17 protein-coding genes are annotated in these 17,417 nt (G+C 67.3%); 5 read left to right on the top strand and 12 right to left on the bottom strand.

The window, feature by feature from the left end:
- Positions 1-87 precede the first annotated feature (87 nt).
- The 3 genes from NO362_RS05620 to malQ all read right to left on the bottom strand — a co-directional run bounded on the left by NO362_RS05620 (position 88) and on the right by malQ (position 3,149).
- Positions 88-576, bottom strand: coding sequence for a DUF555 domain-containing protein (locus NO362_RS05620; protein ID WP_256546430.1), 489 nt, complete (start codon positions 574-576; stop codon positions 88-90).
- Between the two features lie 74 nt (positions 577-650).
- Positions 651-1,574, bottom strand: coding sequence for a DNA-3-methyladenine glycosylase family protein (locus NO362_RS05615; RefSeq protein ID WP_256546429.1), 924 nt, complete (start codon positions 1,572-1,574; stop codon positions 651-653).
- 84 nt (positions 1,575-1,658) lie between these two features.
- Entirely contained in the window at positions 1,659-3,149 is a 1,491-nt protein-coding gene (gene malQ, locus NO362_RS05610) for a 4-alpha-glucanotransferase (RefSeq protein WP_256546428.1), read from the bottom strand.
- Positions 3,150-3,271: 122 nt separating this feature from the next.
- Here malQ and NO362_RS05605 point away from each other — a divergent pair, with 122 nt between their 5' ends.
- Positions 3,272-4,138, top strand: coding sequence for an SDR family oxidoreductase (locus tag NO362_RS05605; RefSeq protein WP_256546603.1), 867 nt, complete (start codon positions 3,272-3,274; stop codon positions 4,136-4,138).
- A gap of 21 nt (positions 4,139-4,159) precedes the next feature.
- Here the strand turns inward: NO362_RS05605 and NO362_RS05600 are convergent, their stop codons facing one another.
- On the bottom strand, positions 4,160-5,440 hold the full coding sequence (locus tag NO362_RS05600) for an ArsA family ATPase (RefSeq protein WP_256546427.1): 1,281 nt from the start codon (positions 5,438-5,440) through the stop codon (positions 4,160-4,162).
- A 106-nt stretch (positions 5,441-5,546) separates the two neighbouring features.
- Positions 5,547-6,668 carry a pyridoxal phosphate-dependent aminotransferase gene (locus tag NO362_RS05595; protein WP_256546426.1) on the bottom strand — a complete coding sequence of 374 codons (1,122 nt, stop codon included), beginning with the start codon at positions 6,666-6,668 and terminating at the stop codon, positions 5,547-5,549.
- 88 nt (positions 6,669-6,756) lie between these two features.
- Between NO362_RS05595 and NO362_RS05590 the strand changes: the two genes are divergently transcribed.
- Together NO362_RS05590 and NO362_RS05585 are read left to right on the top strand one after the other, a co-directional pair.
- Complete coding sequence (locus NO362_RS05590; RefSeq protein WP_256546425.1) at positions 6,757-7,269, top strand: CinA family protein; 513 nt, start codon at positions 6,757-6,759, stop codon at positions 7,267-7,269.
- A 92-nt stretch (positions 7,270-7,361) separates the two neighbouring features.
- Positions 7,362-7,928, top strand: coding sequence for a metal-dependent hydrolase (locus tag NO362_RS05585; RefSeq protein ID WP_256546424.1), 567 nt, complete (start codon positions 7,362-7,364; stop codon positions 7,926-7,928).
- Between the two features lie 34 nt (positions 7,929-7,962).
- Here NO362_RS05585 and NO362_RS05580 read toward each other — a convergent pair whose 3' ends face one another.
- A complete protein-coding gene (locus NO362_RS05580) occupies positions 7,963-8,751 on the bottom strand; it encodes a PHP-associated domain-containing protein (RefSeq protein WP_256546602.1) in 789 nt (262 codons plus the stop codon).
- Between the two features lie 143 nt (positions 8,752-8,894).
- On the opposite strand from NO362_RS05580, the gene NO362_RS05575 reads away from it, so the two are divergent.
- Positions 8,895-9,197, top strand: coding sequence for a DUF7565 family protein (locus NO362_RS05575; protein ID WP_121568919.1), 303 nt, complete (start codon positions 8,895-8,897; stop codon positions 9,195-9,197).
- 170 nt (positions 9,198-9,367) lie between these two features.
- On the opposite strand, the gene NO362_RS05570 is transcribed toward NO362_RS05575, so the two are convergent.
- The 5 genes from NO362_RS05570 to NO362_RS05550 all read right to left on the bottom strand — a co-directional run bounded on the left by NO362_RS05570 (position 9,368) and on the right by NO362_RS05550 (position 14,357).
- Entirely contained in the window at positions 9,368-9,820 is a 453-nt protein-coding gene (locus NO362_RS05570) for a transcription elongation factor Spt5 (RefSeq protein ID WP_121568920.1), read from the bottom strand.
- Between the two features lies 1 nt (position 9,821).
- Positions 9,822-9,995, bottom strand: a complete 174-nt coding sequence (locus NO362_RS05565) for a protein translocase SEC61 complex subunit gamma (RefSeq protein ID WP_103992772.1) — start codon at positions 9,993-9,995, stop codon at positions 9,822-9,824.
- A 172-nt stretch (positions 9,996-10,167) separates the two neighbouring features.
- Positions 10,168-11,328: a cell division protein FtsZ gene (gene ftsZ, locus NO362_RS05560; RefSeq protein ID WP_121568921.1), complete on the bottom strand. Its 1,161-nt coding sequence runs from the start codon at positions 11,326-11,328 to the stop codon at positions 10,168-10,170.
- A 212-nt stretch (positions 11,329-11,540) separates the two neighbouring features.
- The gene (locus NO362_RS05555) at positions 11,541-12,968 is read right to left on the bottom strand and encodes a D-aminoacyl-tRNA deacylase (protein WP_256546423.1); all 1,428 of its coding nucleotides are present in this window, start codon (positions 12,966-12,968) and stop codon (positions 11,541-11,543) included.
- Between the two features lie 66 nt (positions 12,969-13,034).
- Entirely contained in the window at positions 13,035-14,357 is a 1,323-nt protein-coding gene (locus NO362_RS05550) for a calcium:cation antiporter family protein (protein WP_256546422.1), read from the bottom strand.
- Positions 14,358-14,580: 223 nt separating this feature from the next.
- On the opposite strand from NO362_RS05550, the gene NO362_RS05545 reads away from it, so the two are divergent.
- Positions 14,581-15,387, top strand: a complete 807-nt coding sequence (locus tag NO362_RS05545; RefSeq protein WP_256546421.1) for a shikimate dehydrogenase — start codon at positions 14,581-14,583, stop codon at positions 15,385-15,387.
- A 39-nt stretch (positions 15,388-15,426) separates the two neighbouring features.
- On the opposite strand, the gene NO362_RS05540 is transcribed toward NO362_RS05545, so the two are convergent.
- On the bottom strand, positions 15,427-17,370 hold the full coding sequence (locus NO362_RS05540; protein WP_256546420.1) for an ABC transporter ATP-binding protein: 1,944 nt from the start codon (positions 17,368-17,370) through the stop codon (positions 15,427-15,429).
- Positions 17,371-17,417: the final 47 nt, after the last annotated feature.

The following is a 17,417-nucleotide window of genomic DNA, read 5'->3' as shown; positions in this document are numbered from 1 at the left end:
TGAGTACTGCAGCCTCACGATACTGTCGGCTGTCACGGATACGTACCTAGAGAGAAGAACCGCGCGGCCACCCGTCCGCAACGCCGATCAGCCGTCTTCGACGAGGTCGTCGAACTCGGGGATGAGGTCGTCGTCTGCCGAATCGTCGGTCGATCTGTCTTCGGTCTCGGAGTCCGCGCCGTTTCTGCCGTGCTCGTTGGATTCGTCCTCGCCTGTCGCGTCCTCGTCGGTCTCGTCACCCTCCTCGACGGACTCGACCGAGAGAACCTTCAGCGGGACGTTTTCGAGCCGCTGGCCGATCTCCTTCCGGGCGATCCGGGAGGCGTGTTCCTCCTGTTCGACGTTGAAGACCGTCATCTCCAGTTCCAGCGCGACGAGCGCCTCGTCGGCCGCGATGAACGCTGGCGGGAGTTCCTCGCCGTCGGGCGAGGTGCGCGAGCCCATCGAGATCTCGACGTAGCTCAGATCCGGATTCAGCATCTCTCCCGTCTTCGAGATGGCGATCCGAATCGCCTCGTCGGGCGTCGTCACGTCGTACACCGGTATCGCGGCCTCGACGACGACTCTGCAGTCCATACAGGATAGTACGGTCGCCCGTGGCATCAAAGGTTCGCCGATCGATACCAATATCCGATCAAACCGATCGCCGGTCAGTCGTCGCCGCGAGCGCGGAGGTAGTAAAAGAGGTACGTCTGGGCGTAACCGGCGTACTCGCCGCCGAGACGTTCGCGGAGGGCGCGCGACGTCTCGGTGTAGTTGCCGCGGTCGCACTCGGGGAAGTGCTCGGCGATGGCGCCCTGTATCCAAGTGTCGAGTGGGACCGCCTCCAGATAGCCGAGCGAGAACAGCAACACGCAGTCTGCGACCTTGTCGCCGACGCCGACGAACTGCGTCAGATACTCGCGGGCGTCCTCGTAGTCGCGACCGACGGCCTCGCTGGGGTGAGCCTCTCCGCCGGCGACCATCGCTGCGGTCCGCTGTACGTAGGGCGCGCGGTAGCCGAGTTTCAGGTCGCGGAGGTCGTCCTCGCTCTGTGCGGCCAACTGCGCAGGCGTCGGGAACGCCTCGAAGGCCTCGCCGTCGACATCGTGGTGCGTCCCGAACTCACTGGCGAGCGCCATCTGCATCCCGTGGATCCGCGAGACGCGCATCTGCGCCGAACAGATGAACGAGACGAGACAGGGAAACGGCGGGTCGCGGACGAGTCGCATCCCGCGGTAGGCGTCGTAGGCGCGCTCGATGAGGTCGTCGTCGGGCGTCGCCGCGTAGATCGCGTCGAGGTCGTCGTCGAGGCGCAGGAGGTGCGTCAAAAGCGGCACGGGGTCGGTCGTCGCTTCCCACTCCAGGTCGCCGTCGCGCTGGCGGACGCGGACGACGACGTCCTCGTCGGTGACGCCGTCGACCGGCGGCACGACCGTCTCGTACCACGCGTCGCCGCCGTAGACGTCCATCGACTCGTACATCCGTCCGTCGGCGCGGTCCCACAGGTACGACTGGCCGCTTTCGAGCGTCGCCTGGAGATCGAACGGCCCGGGGATCGAGGAGAGCGGGATCGCGCCGGATTCGAACGTCATCGAGACAGTGGACGGCCCAGGCGCGTATCGGGGTTTCGATGCGTCGAGGAGCGGGTGGGAACTGGGCGGCGGGGAGCGTAGTGCTCAGTTCCGGATGTGCTCGTCGGTGGCGCGCGCGAGCCGCGCCGCGGTGTCGTCTTCGAACGCCTCGTCGGTGCAGCGCCACGTCCAGTTGCCCAGCGCGGTTCCCGGGCGGTTGAATCGCGCGTGTTTGTCGAGGCCGAGGACGTCCTGCATCGTCGTGAAGACGAGCACGGCGTCCGAGCGCCAGACTGCCTCGATCATCGACCAGTGGATCTCCGAGCCGTCCGCGCCGATGTTGTACTCAAGGCAGTCGCGCTGGCGCGGCGGGAGCGCGTCGTAGTACCCGACGAGGGTGTTCGTGTCGTGCGTCGAGGTGTAGCCGACGCTGTTTTCGGGGTAGTGCATCGGCTGGTACATATCGCCCTCGCGGCACCAGTCGGCGTAGTGAGGCACGCGCATCGACGGGAAGTCGAAGCGCTCGCGGAGGTCGACGAGCCCCTGATCGAGGAACCCGAGATCCTCGACGACGAACGGCAGTTCGCCGAGTTCCGCTTCGACGGTCTCGAAGAAGTCCACGCCCGGCGCGTCGCGCCACTCGCCAGCCGCCGGCGACTCGGCGTCGGCGGGGATCGCCCAGTACTCGTCGAAGCCTTTGAAGTGGTCGATACGCGTGACGTCGACGAGTTCGAGGAGGCGTTCGAGTCGCGCGAGCCACCAGTCGTATCCGGTCTCCGAGAGCGCGTCCCAGTCGTAGACGGGATTCCCCCAGCGCTGGCCCTCGTCGCCGGGGTTCGGCGGGACGCCGGCGACGGCCGCCGGCTCGTGGTCGTCGGTCAGATCGAACGCCTCCGGGTTCGCCCAGACGTCGGCGCTGTCGAGCGCGACGTAGATGGGGAGATCGCCGACGAGGTCGATGCCGCGCTCGCTGGCGTACTCTCGCATCGAACGCCACTGCCGATCGAAGACGAACTGGACGAACTCGCGGTAGGCCACCTCGTCGGCCAGTTCCTCGCGGTGGGTCGCGAGCGCGTCCGGGTCGCGCGTCCGGATCGGTTCGGGCCACGACGTCCACGCGCCGTCGTACCGCGTCCGCAACGCCATAAACAGCGTGTAGTCGTCGAGCCAGGCCGACTCGCGCTCGCGGAACGCCGCGAACGCCTCGCGGTCGGCGTCGTCCGCGTCGGCGTGGAACCGCTCGGCCGCGAGCCGCAACTTCCCGGTTTTGTACTCGCGGACGCGGTCGTACTCGACGTCGTGCGCCGGGAACGAGGGGACCGGTTCGAGGTCCGCCTCTTCCAGATACCCGGCGTCGACGAGTCGGTCGAGGCTGACGAGCAGCGGGTTCCCCGCGAACGCGGAGTACGCCTGGTACGGCGAGTCGCCGTGGACCGACGCCGTCGGGCCGACCGGGCAGAACTGCCAATACGACTGCGCTGCGTCCGCGAGCCAATCGAGGAACGTGCGGGCGCCGCGGCCCAGGTCGCCGATGCCGTGTGGGCCGGGCAGGGAGGTGACGTGGAGGAAGACCCCGGACCGTCGATCGAATCGCATACTCGGACCACCCCGGGCAGAAAGTTAAGCGTGTGGCAACGGACCGACGCCGGCGCGCACCGGGGCGGGCGGCCTGCCGTGAACCGCACACAATTAACACCGCGCGGGTCGTTGCTCGGATCGTGCATCCGAAGACGGTCCTCATCACCGGCTGTTCGTCCGGCATCGGCCGCGCCACGGCGCTCGCCTTCCTCGAGGAGGACTGGTGCGTCTACGCCACGGCCCGCAACCCAGCAGACATCGAGACGCTCGGTGAGAAGGGCTGCAACATCGCCACCCTGGACGTCACCGACCAAGACGACGTCGACCGCGTAGTCGACCGCATCATCGAAGAGGAGGGTCACGTCTCCTGTCTCGTCAACAACGCCGGCTTCGGGCAGATGGGGCCGGTCGAAGACGTCCCCACCGAGCAGGTCCACCGGCAGTTCGAGGTGAACGTCTACGGGCCGCATCGACTGCTTCGCGCGGTCCTCCCGCATATGCGCGAACAGGAGGACGGCACCGTCGTGAACGTCTCCAGCGCGGCGGGGCGAGTCTCGTTCCCCGGCGGCGGCATCTACGCGGGGTCGAAGTTCGCGCTCGAAGCGATGAGCGACGCGCTCCGCAACGAGGTCGACGAGTACGGCATCGACGTCGTCGTCGTCGAACCCGGCCCGGTCGAGACGCAGTTCACAGACCGCGTCGAGCGTGAGGTCCACGGCGACGACGGGGACAGAGGCGACGACGACGCCGACGACATCCCGGGAATCGAACGCTCGGGCGCGTACGAGTCGTTCTACGAACTCTTCTCGGACACGCAACTGATCGGCGGCGGCGGACTCGGCGCAATCTCGGCCGAGCGCGTCGCAGAGGACATCCTCGACGCCGCCTCCTCGACGAAGCCACGACCCCGGTATCAGCCCGGGACGGCCGCGCGGATCTCGGTGCTGGCGCGACACCTCCCTGCGCGGTGGCTCGACACCGCCTACCGGTACCTCAGAAAGCTCTAGCGTGCGGTTCTGCGCGTTTCGCTACTCCAGACACGCCGCGACGACGCGGAGCGCCCGCTCGCCGCGCACTTCTTCGGCCAGAAGCGGCACGCGCTTTACGTCCCGACTCCTGAACAGTTCGGTCGCGCGACCGATGGCGTCCTGCTGGACCTGCCAGCGACGCTGACAGAACTCACAGTGCTCTAAGTCCGGCGAGACCACCCAGCGGTCGTCGACGTCGGCGCTCGTCACCTCAGCGAGGTCCTCCATCACGCGGTTGACGACGAGCGTCTGGACGGGGATGCCGTAGCCGTCGAGGCGCTCGACGAGGCGCTCGGATTCGACGACGCTCATTTCCTCGGGAATCATCACCACGCGGAAGTCCGTCTTCGCGGGATCGCGCAGGACGGTCCGGAGGCGTTCGATCCGCTCGCGGAGTTCGTCGAGGTCGGGCGCGGCGGCGTTCTCCTCGTTGCCCATCCCGAACATTCCTTTGACGCCCTCCATCATCCCCGAGAACTGCTGGCGGAACTTCGCGATGCGGCCGACCATCGAGTCCATCAGTTCCGGGAGTTCGAGCAGTCGGAGCGTGTGCCCCGTGGGTGCGGTGTCGACGACGACCCGGTCGAATCGGGGGTCGTCGAGGTACTCCATCAGTTGCTGCATCGCCGCCGCCTCGTCGGCGCCGGGCATCGACCCCGGACCCATCGCGCCGCCGATGAGGTCCTCCATCCCGCCGAGGTCGCCGAAGGGCGACGCCCCCGCGCCCGCCGCGTCGCCGCCGGCGAAGGGGTTGTCCTCGACGTCCGCGTTCTGATCGAATCCGCTGCTGGCGTCGGCGTCAGATCCGAACCCGGCTCCTGCGCCCGCATCGCCCGCAGCGCCCGATCCGGCCGCCCCCGGTCCGCCCTCGCCGCCGAACGGGCCGGCGACGACCGAGTCCGGATCGATCTCGGCGGCGTACAGCGGGATGTCCTCGCGAATCCGCGTCGGCTCGGCCGGCACGTCGACGTCGAGCGTGTCCGACAGCGAGTGCGCCGGGTCCGTAGAGACGACGAGCGTAGCCGTGCCCGCGGCCGCGGAGGCGAGCGCCGTCGAGGCCGCCATCGTCGTCTTGCCGACTCCCCCCTTCCCGCCGTAGAGGACGTAGTCGGGAGCGTCGACCTGGTCGGGCAGCCCCGTCGCGTCCTCGGCGTCTTCGATCGGGTCGACGTGATCGACCGCCTCGACGTCGACGGTGTGGTCGTGGCTCTCCTCCGGCGAGTCGCTCTCGGTACGCGCGTCGTCGCCCTCGTCGGCGGCGTCGACGTCGATACTCGACATACGAGGGGGGACGAGATGCGGACTTGTGTACTTCTCGGTCGGCGGATGCGAGAGTCGCCCGAGCCAACGCGGTCCGCTCAGCGTACGCTTGCACCGCCCGCAGCCTTCAGCGGTCGTCGAAATACGCGGCGAGTCGGTCCGCCGCCTCCGCCGCCCGGTCGGTACAGAGCGCAAAGCGGATCCAGTCGTCGTAGGCCTCGCCGAACGCTTCGCCGGGCATCCCCGCGACCCCGGCCTCGTCGATCAGCCGCTCGACGTTCGCCATCGTCCCCGGGAAGTCCTCGAAGCGCGCCAGGACGTAGAACGCGCCCTCCGGGGTGGTGTAGTCCGCGCCGGCCGCGTCGAGCGCGTCGGTGAACGCGTCGATCCGCTCGCGGAGCGTGTCGCGGACGGACTCGTAGTACGACGGAGGCGTCTCCTGTAAGGCGTTGGCGACGGCCGCCTGCGCGGGGCGGCTCCCGGTGACGTTGACGAGCATATGCCGCGCTCTCGCGTCGCCGACGAGGTGGTCGGGGAAGACGCCGTAGCCGACGCGAAAGCCCGTGATCCCCATCGACTTCGAGAACGACGAAGTGACGACGACGTGCTCGCGGTCGAGCGTGAGCGCGCTCTCGAAGCGTCCGGTGAAGTCGAAGTGGTCGTACACCTCGTCGACGAGGAGGAGGGCGTCGTGCTCGGCAGCGGCGTCCGCGATTTCGGCGACGGCGTCGCGGCTGTAGACGGTGCCGGTGGGGTTGTTCGGCGTGTTGAGCACGATCATCGCCGTGTCGGACGAGGCCGCCTCGCGCATCCCCGGGACGTCGACGTGGCCGTCGTCGTGGACGGGCACGCGCGTCACGTCGCCGCCGAGCATCGTCGCCTTCCCCGGGTAGTACGGGTAGACGGGGTCGGTCAGGAGGAACTCCGAGCCCGACCCACGCTCTATCGCCTCCGCCATCGCGAGGTAGTTCGCCTCGGCCGCGCCGTTGGTGACGACCAGCCGCGATTCGTCGACGTTCCGCCGTTCAGCGATCACCTCGCGAAGCGCACCGAGCCCCTCGCTCGCCGGGTACTGGAAGTCTCGCGGGTCGCTGTCGGCGTAGGATTCGAGTCCATCTCGGAGCGCCTCCGGTGGTCCCCAGTCGGGGTTGCCCGAGACCATCGTCACGACGTCGCGGTCGGCGGCGACGGCGTACTGGATGACGCGGTAGAAGAGCGGTTCGTCGTACGCGTCGTCCGTCTCTGTCATCTCGTCTGCGGCGACGGATGCGAGAAGGGTGTGTTTTTCGACCGCGCCGTGCGGGCGTTCTTTACTGTTCGCCGCCCACCACACGGGTATGCGAGAGTTCGCATCCGATCCCCCGGTCGAAGTCCGCGTCGGCGACGCCCTCCGCGAGACGGGCGAGACGGTCGCCGTCGCCGAGTCGTGCACGGGCGGCCTGATCGGGTCGCTCCTGACCGACATCCCCGGCTCTTCGGACTACTTCGACCGTTCGCTGGTGACGTACTCCTACGACGCGAAACTGACTGCGCTCGGCGTCTCACGGGAGTCGCTGGACGAACACGGGGCGGTCTCAGAGCCGGTGGCCCACGAGATGGCGGCCGGCGTCCGCGACACCGCCGGGACCGACTGGGGAATCTCGACCACCGGGATCGCCGGGCCGGACGGCGGCACGGCAGAGAAGCCGGTCGGGACCGTCTTCATCGGCGTCGCCTATCAGGGCGAGTGGGGAACAGGGGAGTCCTACACGCGCGTCGAGCGCTACGAGTTCGACGGCGGTCGAACCGAGATCAAAGAGCAGATCGCACGGCAGGCGCTCGAAACAATCCTCGTCGCCGTGGAGGCGTAGTCGGGACGGTCTGACGGGGTGAGAAAGTGGCCGACGGCGCGGCGCTCGATGAGACACAACGTTTGTAGGGGCGGCACGCAGACTCACAGCCGATGAACAAAGACGGGCACGTGCTGAACGGGGCGATCCTCGCGATCGGGCTCGGGGTGATTCTCTCGGTGGATCCGACGTCGGGACCGCTCGTCGGGGGAGAGAGCGGGGCCGTCACGGTCGACGCCGCCGTGACGCTCGCCAGCGACACCGCCTGGTCGGTCGCGGAACTGTCGCTGCCGGTCGTCCTCGGCGCGCTCTTTCCCGACGTCGACACCGCGTTCGGCCGCCACCGAAAGACGCTGCACAATCTGCCGATCCTGGCCATCTTCCTCGCGTTTCCCTACGTCTTCGGGAACCTCCAGTTCGTCTGGATCGGGGTCGCGACGCACTACCTCCTCGATATGGTCGGCTCGAAGCGCGGGATCGCGCTCTTTTACCCGTTTTCGGCAACCGAGTACGACCTCCCGACCGGCGTGGCGACGTCGAGCAGCTGGGCGATCCGAGTGACGGTCCTCGTGACAGTGCTCGAACTGGTGTTGCTCGCGCTCGTCCACAACTACGTCTTCGCGCTCGACACGTCGCTGGCGGAGGCGACGAACACGTTCGGGGTCTTCATCGGACTGTGAACGAACAGCACTGAACCGGTCTCCGAGACGGAGGTCAGTACTCTCTGACGTCGTCGAATCGATTTTCGTAGGCGACGTGTCCCGGATGGGTTGGCTCCATTCCCGAGAGAAACAGTCGGTCGATCTTCCCCCAGGAGTTCTCATAGCCCAGATGCGCGAACTCGGTCAGTCCGCGAACGGAGTGAGCGAGGCCGCTGCGCCGGAGAACGCGACGGGGCGCTTGCTCTCGGAGCGCGTCGACGAGGTCGGTCGCGGAGTCGATCGCGCGCTCGAACGTCGTCCACACCTCGCCGACGCTGCCGCGGAGGTGGGCGTACGAGGAGCCGAACCCCGGGAGACCGACGTCGTTCGCGAGGGTTCGAGCGTGGCGGTTCTGCCGCGAGGGCACCTTGAAGTTGTGCGTCTCGACGGCGTGGATTCGCTCGGCGAAGGCTGCGATCGTCTCGCGGTCGAGACTCACGTTGAGGAAGTTCGGGTGGGGGACGAGCACGGCCGCGTCCTGTCTGTCGAACTCCGCGAGCGCGCCGTCGAGCGAGATGAAGTCCGGGACCGGTTCGGAGAGCCCGATCGCGAGGACGTGGTTCCGATTCCGCCAGGAACCGGTGAACACCTCGCGGGCGGGGACGACGAGCAGGTCGTCGTCCGAGAAGCGTTCCGCGCGCTCGCGGATCGTCGGCAGGCGGACGAAATGCGGCGCGTACACTAAGGCGTCGAGGCCGCGTGCCTTCGCACGAGCGACGACGCGCTCGTTCAGGATCTTCACGTGAGGGTCGACTCGGGTAGTCGTCGCCGCGCCGCCGTCGGTGCGTACGGCTGCCGCCACGTTCGAATCGGCGTCACTCGTTTGGTCCGGTCCGGACGCGGCCGTGTCGGTCACGTCCGTCGGTCTGCACGGCGCCGGGTTAGTGATTTCTATTTCTCATCCGCTGCGGAACGGTTTTGTCGGACCTGTGCGTGCGTTCCGATATGTCCCTGTGGAAGTGCGGCATCGGCGACTGTGGGGAGCGCTTCGAGGACGTCGAGTCCGCGATCATCCACCAGACGGTGGAACACGCCCGCCACGAGTGTACGGTCTGTGGCAGCATCGTCCCGGACGGCTACTTCGCGATCCGACACGCCTTCGAGGAACACTCCCGAGCGGAGTACGTGCGCGCCTACGACGCAGATTCGACGGCCGTGCGCGTCCGCGAAGACATCAAGGCAGATATCGAAGACGAAGCTAACCTCCGGGACGTCGTCGAAGAACTCAAACGGCGCGACGCGCTGTGAGCGTCGCCGGAGCGCCCCCATCCGTATTCGCCAGGTCCCGTCCGCAGACGCCGGGATCGTCGTCGCCGTCGCCCTCCTGACACTGCGACCCAGTGCCCGTTTTCGCGTCTCGACTGCGCACAGGCCGCTCTCACGACGACGTGGACACTACCGACCGGCGGGAAAACGGCTCAGCGCTCGTCGCTGTCGAGGACGCGGATCTGGTCGCCGCGGACGGTGACCGGAATCGGAACCGTCGCCTCGTAGAGTTCGACTGTGACCTGGTCTTTCGTCTCGTCGATCCGCTGGACGCGAGCCTTCTCGCCCTTGAACGGACCGGCGATCAGTTCGACGATGTCGCCCTCGGCGATGCCTTCGACGTCCGGCGTCGGCGAGAGGAAGTGCTCGACTTCCGCGATCGAGGAGCGGCCGGCTTCCCCGCCGCTCTTGACGAGGCCGCGAGCGTGCGGAATCTCCTCGAGAACGCGCGTGATCACGGCATCGTTGTCCGATTCCACCATCACGTAGCTCGTGAGCGAGTCCGGAGCTAACACGGCGTGGATCTCCGGTTCCTCGCGGTTGGCGATCATATCGGCGACCGTCCGCTCCTGGCTGGCGGTCGTCTTCACCGAGTAGATCGGCACGTCAGACACCCCCCGGGAGGAAGCTCATCACCGCGTAGATGAGAAAGCCCAGGAAGCCGACGAGAACGATGCCGGCGCCGGCGATGAGACCAATCTGTGAGAATTCCTCCCACGAGGGGGTGCTCGCCAGCTTCAGCACCCGCACGTAGCTGGTCAGGTCGTACTTGACGTCCATCGTTGTGCCGTAGCTTGTATGCCGGGCTTTTTCTATCTATTGATGCCCGCTTCGCGCTGCGGCAGCACTGGAGGGAAGTGATGAAGCAAAAAACCGGAAGTCCCAGAGCAGCAGTACGGAACCAACAGTCGAGGGTCCCGAGAGACGGAACCACGCGACGGGGATAGGGTCGCTATTCGACGTAGTCGATCTCGGCGCCGCCGGCCTGTCCCTGTGGCGGGGCCTGCGGTTGGGGTTGGGCCTCGTCGTCGTCGCTGCGGCCGTAGATCTGCGGCGATTCGACGCCCGTGACGACGATCATCGTCCGCATCGTGCCGTCGATCTCCTCGTCGACGGAGGTCCCCCAGATGATCCGTGCGTCGGGGTCGATCCGGTCGTAGATCTCTTCGACGACGCCCTCGGCCTCCTCGATGCTCATATCCGACCCGCCGGTGACGTTTACGAGCGCGGAGTTCGCCCCCGAGATGTCGACGTCCAAGAGCGGCGAGCGGAGCGCGCTCTTGACGGAGTCTTGGGCCTTCGATTCGGAGTCGGACTCGCCGAGGCCGATCATCGCGACGCCGCCGCGCTCCATCACGGTCTTCACGTCGGCGAAGTCGAGGTTGACCAGCCCGGGCTTTGTGATGAGTTCGGTGATCCCCTTCACCGAGCGCATCAGCACCTCGTCGGAGACTTTGAACGCCTGGCGAACCGGAAGTTTGCCGACCGCGTCGAGCAGGCGGTCGTTCGGCACGACGATGACGGTGTCGGCGACGTCGCGGAGGCGTTCGAGCCCCGCTTCGGCGTTGGTTCGGCGGACCTCGCCCTCGGCGGTGAACGGCGTCGTGACGATGGCGATGGTGAGTGCGCCGGACTCGCGAGCAGCCTTCGCGACGACCGGGGCCGAGCCGGTGCCGGTCCCGCCGCCGAGCCCGGCCGTGACGAACACCATATCCGAGCCGTCGATCGAGTCGTAGATCTCCTCTTGGGACTCTAAGGCGGCTTCCTCGCCGACCTGCGGGAGCGAGCCCGCGCCGCGGCCCTGCGTCTTCTGTTCGCCCATCAGGATCTTCGTGTCGGCTTCGATCTCTACGAGGTGCTGGACGTCGGTGTTGGCGGCGACCAGCGTCGCGCCCTCGATGCCCTCTTCGTGCATTCGGTTGACGGTGTTGCCGCCGGCGCCGCCGCAGCCGACGACCGTGATGTCAGTCTGGAGGTCGACGAGGACTTCCTGCAGTTCCTCGTCGGTCATCGTTCCGGTGCGGGGCATCTCCCCGCCCGTGGGTGCGTCGACGGCGTTCCCATCCCCCGTCTCCTCGGCCTCGTCTATCGCATCGTCGACGATGGAGTCCATAGTATGGCCATTCGTACCGAATACAGCCTAATTATCTTTCCCCCTTTCGTCGGACGCGCGTCTGACGCTCAGGTGGCTTGACGAGGGGGTTCGGCGGAGTTCCCGGGGGCGAGGGGATGATCCGCTGGGAGTCGACAGTCAGATCGACCAGGGATCGATGGGCGAAGCGGTCAGGAATCGGCGGCCGTATGAGGTCGAATGCGACGCGCAGACTACGGCGAGTTCGTCGGCCGGGGCGCGCTGCCGACCGGGAACGTTACGGTCTCCTCGGCGTGGACCTCCGCGGGCGTGACCTCGCGCCCGTCGACCTCCACGGTCTCGCCCGCGGACAGTCGGCCGAAGGCCGGCCCCTCCGGGACGCCCAACTCGGCTGCCGCCGCCGGGTCGAACGTCTCTCGCGTCGCGACGACGCGGCCGTCCTCCCTGCGGACCTCGTCGTACTTCGATTCGAGGATGGAAGCGAGCGCGTCAGCGAGCGCGTCGAGAGCGCTGGCGTCGTCGACAGCGGCGTTCTCCTGGGGTTTCGTCCCGCCTTCGACCGTCTCGAAGGCGAGGAGCGTGGCGCTTGCGGCCTCCATCGTCGCCGCCTGGTCGATGCCCGAGGCCTCCGCGAGGAGGTCGTCGGGGAGCGAGACGACGTCGAAGGCGTCGCGGTCGGCCACGTCGTCGGTGGCGTCTCTCGCCGGGGTCCCGAGCCGAAGTCCGGCGTCGATCGGCGAGAGCGCTGCTTCGAGGGTTTCGACGAGGTCGAGGTCGACGCCGGTCGTGACGCGGAGCCACGTCTCGCCGACGACGCGGTAGCCGAGGTCGTCGATGACGGCTTCGAGTTCGGGATCGTCGGCGGCGACGAGCGCGCGTGTCGCCGCCGACTGCTCGAACGCCTGGTCGACGACCGCCGCGTTCGCCTCGGGGGCGCCCATCGACTGGAGGACCCAGTCGGCACCGATGTGGCCGATCGCCCAGTCCGTCTCGCGGAGGACCCGTTCGAACTGGGGTGCGTAGTGGCCACCGCCGAATCCGACGATCTGGCGCGGTTCGTGGCCCGAGTCGGCGCCGCCGGTCGGGGCAGCGTCGACGGACCGCGTTGCGTCCGGAGCCGTCCCCGAAAGCGAAAGCACTGCGCGGGCGACGGCCGCGGCACCCTCGGGGTCGTCCCACTCGGTCTCGCTGCTGCCGAGTTCCACGAACAGGGAAGGGGCGCCGACGTCGCTCGGGCCGTGGTGCGTGCACTCGATGCCGACGTCGTAGCCCTCGGGCGCGTGGCGGTCGAACGCCTCGACGACCGCTCGCTGGGCGTTCGGACACGTGCGAGCCAGCTCGCCCGGTTCACCGCCGTGTTCGGCCGGGCCGAAGTTCCCCGTGAAGTGCGCTGTCAGGAGCGGACCGGTATCACCCGAGTGCCGCGAGAGAAAGGCGACGAAAGCGGGCTGTTCCGAAAAGGCGGCCGCGACGCCGTCGAGTTCGAGGTGCCAGGCGTCGAACTCCCGGAGCTCGAAGTCCTCGTAGCGGTAGTACGTCCCACCACCGTCGGCGTCGCTGCGCGCGGTGTCTTTGTGCGATTCCCACTCGACGAGCGAGCGGAGTGCCTCGCCGATCGCGACCGAGGCGGAGTCGGCGCGGCTGACGACCAGTCCGATCACGACCGGGAGTGGTCGCCGCTCGGTATAAAAACTCTCGGAGCGGCGGGAAGGCGGACGCTTCGTCGCTCAGTCCGCGCGCTCCGGTTCCGGCATCGGCGTCCCGCGGATGTTGGCGACGGTGAGTTTGGCGAGCCGCTGGAGGTCACGCCGACGGCTGGTGAGGAGTCCGGCGGCGAGCACGACGTAGACGACCGAGTACGCCAAGAGCAGGTAGATCGAGTACGTCTCCGCGAGCGCTTCCGAATAGACTCGGATGAGCGCGAACTCGATGACGACCTGCGAGACGAACAGGACGAGAAGCGTCACCGCCTCGCGGACGCTGATCCGGAAGTTCACGAGGACCGCGAGCGCGAAGAAGCTCTGTGCGGCGGTGAGCCAGATTTCGGCCGCCTGCTTGAACTCGAACGGCAAGACGCCGTAGGAGCCGAGCGAGATGCTGTAGACGACCGAAAGCGTCCCGATCAGGAGCGTCCACTGATTCAGCTTCGAGGAGATGAGCGCGTTGAACGCCGCCGTCGCCCGCGCCTTGTTCACGAGGTAGGCGGTCACGATGAGTTCGGGGCTCTCAGACGCCAGCGGCGCGATCCACTGGATCATAAAGAACTCCGGGATACCGTACTGCAGTCCCAGTCGCTCCAGTCCGTGCGCGAACGGTTCGACCGCGGTGATGATCAGGAAGCCGGAGTAGACGAACAGCGTGAGGACGATGGGGACGCGGACCTTCCGGGGATACGACTGGAAGTACGCCGGCACGCCGACCTGTTCGTCGTGGTCGTCGACGTCACCGCGGACGATGATCGCGATGTAGGTGACGTAGAGACCGACGAGGACGACCGTGTCGACGATGTCGATACCGCCGCTGAGCGGGACGAAGAAGGCGAAGATCGTAGCCAAAAAGAGGAAGAGAATCTCCGTCGAGATGCTCGGATCGAGTTTCACGGCGTCGCGGAGCGTGCCCTCACGGTTGACGACGCTCCCATCGTCACGGCCGCTGGCGGTCGCTTTGTAGATCGAGAACAGCGCGATCCCGGACCAGCCGAGACCGATGAGGATGCGGTTCGCGCCGGTCATATTGGCGACCGCGAGGTTCGCCTTCGCCGGGTCGGTCGCCGCCTGCCAGGCGTACAGCGCGTCGACGGCGTACTCGGGGGCGACGGCGAGAACGGCGAGAACGGCCAGCGCGAACGCCCGCGGCACGTCTTTCTCAGCCGTCTCAGCCCCCCACGCGAGGAGGAAGGACGCCCCGAGGACGGCGAGGCCGCTGACGCCGACGATCGAGAGCGGCGCGAAGCCGTCGGCCAGTCCCGTCGCCCACGCGACGACCCACGGGAGCGTCAACACGACGCCCCCCGCGACGGCGGTGAGCGGGTGGCGTAAGCGCGAAGTCATCACTCAAAGTGGCCGCTTGCCCCGCCTATCTCTTGCGGTTCATACTGTCGGACAGAACGATGTGAAAAGTATCGGCATCCCGTGGGTGCCAACATCATTCACGAACTGCTGTCCGATAGTATCAGTGATAGCGACAGCGTGAGCGCGGCCGCGACGCCGCCGGAGACGCGCGAGACTGGCCGCCGGGCGACCATTTAATTCGATCGCGTGGCGACGCGTGGGTATGGATGTATACGGACTCTTGGGGAATCCGGTCGAGCACTCGCTGTCGCCGCCGATGCACGAGGCGGCCTACGAGGCGCTCGGGATCGACGCGCGCTACGTCACCTTCGAACCCGACCGCGACGCCGCTGCGGAGGCCGTCGCGGCCGCGGAGACGCTCGGAATCGCGGGGTTGAACGTCACGATCCCGTTCAAGCAGGACGTCCTCGACGCGGTCGAATCGGACGACGTCGCCCGCCGCGTCGGCGCGGTAAACACGATCGACTTCTCCGACGAGACGCCGCGGGGGTACAACACCGACGTCGCCGGAGTCGAACGCTCGTTCGCGCACCACGGCGTCGTCATCGACGGTCGCGACGCGGTCGTCGTCGGTGCAGGCGGGGCCGGGCGGGCCGCGTCGTTTGCGCTCGCGGACGCCGGGGCGTCGGTCCACATCGCGAACCGGACAGTCGAGAGCGCGGAGTCGCTCGCGGCCGACGTGCCCGGCGCGACGGCCGGCGGCCTCGACACACTTGACCGCGTCGCCGACGCCGATCTGCTCGTCAACGCGACGAGCGTCGGAATGGAACCCGACGTGGGCGAAACCCCCGTTCCAGTCGACCATCTCCACGCTGACCTCGCCGTGCTCGACGCGGTCTACGCGCCGATCGAGACGCGATTGCTCCGGGAAGCCGCCGAGGTGGGCGCGACGACCATCGACGGCGCGTGGATGCTCCTGTTCCAGGGCGTCGAGGCGTTCGAGCGCTGGACCGGACGCGACGCGCCGGTCGACGCGATGAACGAGGCGCTGCGGGCTGAGTTGGAGTAAGGATCGAGGGACTGGCGGGGGCGAGAGCGAAAGGTTGACTCAGTCGTCGGCGTCACTTTCGACGCTCGTTCGCGAGGCGCGGCGGCTGGCGCGCTCGACGAACTCCTCGGGCAGTTCGTCGATCTCGCCGGCCTGGACGCCCCAGAGGTGCGCGTAGAGGTCGTCGTTCGCCAGCAGCTCCTCGTGGTCGCCGCGTTCGGCGATACGGCCGTCTTCGAGGACGACGATCTGGTCGGCGTCCTTGATCGTCGAGAGCCGGTGCGCGATGCTGAACGTCGTTCGGTGCTCGGTCAGGCGGTCGAGCGACCGCTGGATGAGCATTTCTGTCTCGGTATCGACGTCCGAAGTCGCCTCGTCGAGTACGAGGATCTCGGGATCGCGGAGGACGGCGCGAGCGATCGAGAGCCGCTGGCGCTGGCCGCCCGAGAGCTTCACGCCGCGCTCGCCGATCTCGGTGTCGTAGCCATCGGGGAGGTTCTGGATGAAGTCGTGCGCTTCGGCGGCCTTCGCGGCTGCGACGACCTCTTGGTGGGTCGCGCCGAACGTCCCATAGCGGATGTTCTCTTCGACGGTGCCGTAGAACATGAATGTCTCCTGGCTGACGTAGCCGATCGAGCGCCGGAGGCTCGGGATCGTGACGTCGCGGATGTCGGTTCCGTCGATCGAGATCGATCCCTCGTCGACGTCGTACATCCGGAGGAGCAGTTTGAGCACGGTCGACTTGCCAGCCCCGGTCGGCCCGACTAACGCGAGCGTCTCGCCGCCGTCGACGCTGAACGAGATGTCTTCGACGATCGCCTCCTCGTCGCCGTAACCGAATGTGACGTCGTCGTAGACGACGCGACCCTCGTCGACGACGAGGTCCTCGGCGTTCGGGTCTTCCGCGATCTGGGATGGCTCGTCCATCAGGCCGAAGATCCGGGCGGCGGAGGCGTACGCACGCTGGTACATATTGATGATCTGGCCGAACTGCGCCATCGGCCAAATGAAGCGCTGGGTGAAGAGGATGAAGCCGACGAACTCGCCGGGCGTGAGTTCCCCGGTGAAAAACAGCGGCGCGCTGCCGGTCTGACGATAGGTGAGCACCCAGGCGCCCCCGAGGAGGAACGTGAGGACGAATCCGACGCCCGAGAGAATCCGGAGGCTGGGGAAGAACTTGATCCGCGTGCGGATCGCCCCCCAGTTGGCGTCGAAGTAGTCCTGGGAGACGTCGTCGACGCGGTCGGACTCGAAGTCCTCCGTGTTCGCGGACTTGATGACCTGGATTCCGCCGAGGTTGTTCTCAAGTCGGGAGTTGAGTTGCCCGACCGACGAGCGCACGTCGGCGTACTGCGGCTGGATCGTCTGGACGAAGCGGTAGGTGAAGTAGCCGATCAGCGGGACGACGGTCAGCGTGATTGCCGCCAGTTGCCAGTTCCAGTACAGCAGGATCGCCGCGATGCCGAGGACCATCACGCCGAGGCGGAACGCCGAGTTCATCCCGTCGTTGAGGAAGCGCTCTAAGCGATTGACGTCGTTCGAGAGGATCGACATCATCTCGCCGGTCTGCTTGTCGGCGAAGAAGTCCATATTCAGCCGCTGCATCTTGTCGTAGGTGTCGGTCCGGATCGCGTGCTGGATATGTTGGGCGAAGGCGTTCCAGCCCCAGTTGCGCGTCCAGTGGAACGCCGCGCCGCCGAAGAAGGCGACGGCGATCAGCCCCGCAGAGAGATAGAGTTGCTCGGCGGACGTCGCCGGCAGCCACGCGTCGGGGACGAGCCACAGCGAGAACGGCCGCTCGTCGAAGAAGATGGAGTCGACGGCGACCGCGAGGAGGATCGGCGGCAGGAGATCGAGCACTCGCGCGACGACGCTCGAAACGAGCCCGATGAGGAACGCAAACGCGTTCTCGCGGCCGTACTCGGCGAAGAGTCGGCGCATCGGGTTCTCCGCGCGCTCGCGCTGGCGCTCGAAGGGATCGTCTTCGTCCGCGAGGGAGTCCATCATCGCGTCTCAGGGCTCGTCGGTACTAAAGGGTTGGATCGTAGCGG

The sequence above is a fragment of the Halobellus inordinatus genome (assembly GCF_024498335.1).
GTDB lineage: Archaea > Halobacteriota > Halobacteria > Halobacteriales > Haloferacaceae > Haloquadratum > Haloquadratum inordinatus.
This window is presented reverse-complemented; position numbering and strand designations above follow the sequence as displayed.